The sequence below is a fragment of the Bartonella sp. AC130YNZD genome, assembly GCF_042196865.1.
Classification (GTDB): domain Bacteria; phylum Pseudomonadota; class Alphaproteobacteria; order Rhizobiales; family Rhizobiaceae; genus Bartonella.
Genome location: NZ_JBHIQZ010000058.1, coordinates 1 through 4,127, shown reverse-complemented (window position 1 = coordinate 4,127; position 4,127 = coordinate 1). Strand labels below are relative to the sequence as shown.

The window sequence follows — 4,127 nt, the reverse complement described above, 5'->3', positions numbered from 1 at the left end:
GCTGCTTCATCTGTCGTGTTTGGTGCATCAAGCACCACAATAGCACGTAGACGCTCGGCAATGCCAATCAGTTCTGCGGCGACGGGGTTGGCAGTTGCACCAGTTCCATTCTCTTCAATATTCACACTGGAAGGGCGTTGATGTGTAAAGCCTGGAGCGATGAGAATGCGTGGTGTTTGTCCTACAATGGATTGCGCTCCAATCAAAGCATGAACACCTTCATAAGCACCATTTGCGTTTACACCACCCAGAATATTGGTGAGTGTTGCATTTTCGTTGTCACCCTCGTTCACGCGTACGACAACGACAATTGCCCCTACTTGTTTAAAAATAAGATCAAGGGCATTGGGTAAGGTCCCTTGACGCTTACCCGTTTTATCCAGTTTTGCAGCTTGTGAAAGAGAACCGGTAACCAAAACGGGTGTGTTAAGAGGAAAGGCTCGTTCATCCGCATCTGGCGCTGTGCCAACAATTCCGATAACTGCCGATTGTACCGCGCGAAGGGGGCGGGTGCCGTCGTCAACTTCAACGACTTCAACACCGTGTAGAAAACCTGTTGCCATACTTTATGCTCCTTTGAAATATTGGCTAATGAAATGAATGGGAAAAATGAGAGGTAAAAAGCCGCTCTTGAGAAAGGTTTGTTTTCAACAAGCACTTTCTTTTTATAAATATCTTGACTTGGTCCCAAAATGGTACTAAGATTGATAAAAATCAGGATAAACTTATGAAAATTGTTAAAATCTCCACACTTCAAACTTTTTGGGCTCGATATCCTGATGCTGAACAACCGTTAAAAGCATGGGTAGATGAAGCTAAAAATGCGCAGTGGCGTTCTCCTCATGACATTAAAGAGAAGTATAAAAATGCAAGCATATTAAAGAATAATCGTGTTGTTTTTAATATTAGAGGCAATGATTATCGTTTAGTTGTTTCAATCTTTTATCCAGCAGGTTGGCTTTATATAAAATTTATAGGGACACACAAACAGTATGATGCAATTGATGCTAATACTGTAGAACTAAAGGAATTTAAGAAATGAATATCAAACCACTTCGCACTGAAAGAGATTATCAAGAAGCTTTAGAAATTGTGTCTGCAATGTTTGACAATCAACCTAAAGAGAATACTCCAGAATTTGATCAAATGGAGGTTCTTGTGTTGTTGATTGAAGCGTATGAAGCAGAACACTATCCTGTTTCTCCTCCTCACCCGATTGAAGCTATTAAATTTAGAATGGAACAAATGAACTTAAGTGCTAAAGATCTCGTTCCTGCGATTGGTCATTTAAATCGTGTTTATGAAATCTTGAGTGGTAAAAGAAAATTAACACTGCGCATGATTAAAAACTTGCACCAACAGTTCAATATTCCACTAGAAAGTCTGATAGCTTAGGTTTTATACTAATTTATTTTTTTGAAAGATTTTTAAGGGGTTTCAAAAGGTCTTCAAAGATCATTTAAAGACCCTTTAATATGTATTATTTCTCGTTTTAGAAATCGCAATTGGTGATGATAAGCTCCTTAGCGGGAACTGCATTATTTAAGGCGTTACACGAATAAAACGTATTTATTTTTTTAAAGGTAAATTGACTGAAGGTTTTTCGAACTTCTGGCACATCATTGAGAGACAAAAGAAACTTCCCTTTAATTGTGCAAGCAGTGTGGACATCGTCTGGTAATCCTCTCGCTTAAACAAATCTTTGCCATAATAATCCTCAACACCCCAATAAGGCGGGTCAAGATAAAATAAGGTGTTTGGTCGATCATAGCGCCTGATAAACTCAGACCAGTCTAAATTTTCAATGGTAACACCCGCTAAACGACGGTAAATAAGCTTTAATGAGGCTTCAAGTTTCAAAGGATTAAACTGTGCACCGCGGTCTGTTTCAACCCCAAACGTACGGTCGGCTACCTTCCCGCTAAAGCTTAAACGCTGCAAATATAAAAACCTTGAAGCCCGTTCTAAATCTGTGAGGGTTTCTGGATCTTGAGCACGTAATCGTTGAAATTCCTCACGGCTGCTTATTTGAAATTCCAGAAATTCTATAAACGGGTGATAATGGCGTTGTAACACCCGAAAAAAATTCACCACATCTCCTAAACGGTCATTAATGATTTCAGTGGGTGGAATCAATTTTCTCCTAAAGAATATTCCTCCCATTCCAACGAAAGGTTCGGCATAAATACTATGAGGAATGTCCTCGATAATGTTAACTATGGTTTTGGCTAGTCTTCTTTTGCCTCCAATATAAGCAGCAGCTGGTGAGATAGGATCAACAGATTTTAATTTTTCTTTACAAAGTGTATCCATCATTTTTTAACACTCTTCCATCTATATTAGCCATCTTCTCACTGTTTCCAAGTGAGAAGAAGTGGCTGCGATGTTGAGTTGAGTTGCATCGGACGGGTTTGTCGCTAAACTAAGTCCCGTTGGCTGGACAACCAGCCCAGCCTCTATTTTTTGTTCCATTCTCCTTGTTTTTGAGTTTCTAGGATAATTTCTGTGGGCTAACCGCTATGTTTTCTCATAGCGATAGGTTATTAGAGCGGCTTGCTAAGAGCCGTTAATCTCTTTACAAAACCTTTGGAATAGAAGAGGGGGAACGCCGTGATTTCGGGGCTTCTTCTAAAGATAAAGAATGATTTTGCTATAGTGCGATAGAGAGTATTTACTTTTGTTGCCATTTTGCTCTCCACATTAATGAAGAGACCATAACAATCATCTACACTCTCTCATAAGACTGACACTGTCAGTCAAAAAAGTCCTTTAAAGGGCTTTGAAAGAGTGATAAAAAGATTTAAAAATCATACAAGCTCGCTTATACAATAGCTATCCATTTGACTTGCGCTACCTTTGGTTATGTAATTAATCTTTCCATAATCTTATAAGGACAGCGCCATCAGCTCCAGCGCCGCTTGGAGAAACATGATCATGAGCACCAGCACCGCCACCACCAAAACCACGCCCTGCTTTTCCTGAAATATAGGAACCATCTCCCGTTCCTCCACCACCTCCCCTTGATGTATCGCCCCCAGCATTTCCCCCATTACCACTTGTTTTACTCGTAATTCCACTCGTTCCAGTATAACCATTTCCGCCTTTGGCTGATCCTAGGAGATCATCTGTTGCCCAACCAAAATTTCCACCAATGCCCCCAGTTCCGCCAGTGCCTGAATAGTAATAAGTATTTCCCCTTGATATACTATAATAAGCACCCCCACCACCATGTCCTCCTGTAGCGGTAATAAAATTCTTTCCAACAACTGTTGTTCCTCCAGACTTACCTGTTACATTCCATCCTGAAACAGAAGTTCCTCCTTTACCAATGATGATATCCTCATGCCCGTTTAAACTGGTTTTATAGCCATACCATACTGAACAACCGCCACCACCACCACCACCGCCTAATCCTGGCGTACACGCTCCACCACCACTACCGCCGCCACCCCATGCTTGGATTTCAACTTTGGTTTTATTCGTCACCCAAGCTGGCCATTGAATTTTCCCGTCTTGCGTATAGAGCAATTCAGCATCAGCAATAATGAGTTTATTAAGCAAATTTTTTTTGATGTTTTTAATTTCCTGCTTGAGAATATCTATTTCTGATTTTGTATAAACAAGATCACCATCGACTTTTAAAGGTCCTTTAAGCAAGCTTCCGTTTGTGTTTAAATCAGTAACCACTTTGCCATTATAGATGAGGTTCAACGACGAATTGCCCAAAAGCTCTAAGGCACCACTCATAGTCACTTTGCTGGTAAATTTATTGTAATTTTTCCATTCATTGGGACTTGTGAGGCGTCCATAGCTTGTGAGATCTTGATTGATCTTGGCTCTAAAATCGTCAAGCCCCACGATATCTTCTGTTTTATGTTGGTGCGCACCTAACAGGGAGACAGCACTGCCAAAGGTGAAGTTATTATTGCTTGATTTGTAGAGAACATAGTTGTTAGCGGCATCTTTTGCCCCCTCGATATCGCTTAAATCGGCAAAAGTGAAGGTTTTATCCGCTGCCATCTTGCCATTGAGAGCGCTTTCTAGATCTGCGATTTCGCTTATGGTATGCGTGTGGTGTAAAGGCGCCTTTTCGTCTATCTTTTCCTCAACAGCTAAAAGAGCTTGGT

3 protein-coding genes and 2 pseudogenes are annotated in these 4,127 nt (G+C 40.7%); 2 read left to right on the top strand and 3 right to left on the bottom strand.

The window, feature by feature from the left end; all coding sequences use genetic code 11:
• A pseudogene (locus ACFINU_RS09190) lies at positions 1-563 on the bottom strand (phage tail protein); the annotation flags it as partial.
• A gap of 164 nt (positions 564-727) precedes the next feature.
• Between ACFINU_RS09190 and ACFINU_RS09185 the strand changes: the two are divergent.
• Both ACFINU_RS09185 and ACFINU_RS09180 read left to right on the top strand, forming a co-directional pair.
• Positions 728-1,042 carry a type II toxin-antitoxin system HigB family toxin gene (locus ACFINU_RS09185; RefSeq protein WP_317993618.1) on the top strand — a complete coding sequence of 105 codons (315 nt, stop codon included), beginning with the start codon at positions 728-730 and terminating at the stop codon, positions 1,040-1,042.
• The gene (locus ACFINU_RS09180; protein ID WP_156851753.1) at positions 1,039-1,395 is read left to right on the top strand and encodes a type II toxin-antitoxin system HigA family antitoxin; all 357 of its coding nucleotides are present in this window, start codon (positions 1,039-1,041) and stop codon (positions 1,393-1,395) included. The genes ACFINU_RS09185 and ACFINU_RS09180 overlap by 4 nt, the downstream gene beginning before the upstream one ends.
• A gap of 97 nt (positions 1,396-1,492) precedes the next feature.
• On the opposite strand, the pseudogene ACFINU_RS09175 reads toward ACFINU_RS09180, so the two are convergent.
• Together ACFINU_RS09175 and ACFINU_RS09170 are read right to left on the bottom strand one after the other, a co-directional pair.
• Positions 1,493-2,313, bottom strand: a pseudogene (locus ACFINU_RS09175) (DNA adenine methylase).
• A 555-nt stretch (positions 2,314-2,868) separates the two neighbouring features.
• A partial coding sequence (locus ACFINU_RS09170; protein WP_375667609.1) for a Bgr_08870 family protein occupies positions 2,869-4,127 on the bottom strand: 1,259 nt, incomplete at its 5' end.

Coding starts and splice junctions, on each gene's coding strand:
- ACFINU_RS09180 (WP_156851753.1), top strand. CDS start 1,039: ATGAATATCAAACCACTTCGCACTGAAAGAGATTATCAAGAAGCTTTA.
- ACFINU_RS09185 (WP_317993618.1), top strand. CDS start 728: ATGAAAATTGTTAAAATCTCCACACTTCAAACTTTTTGGGCTCGATAT.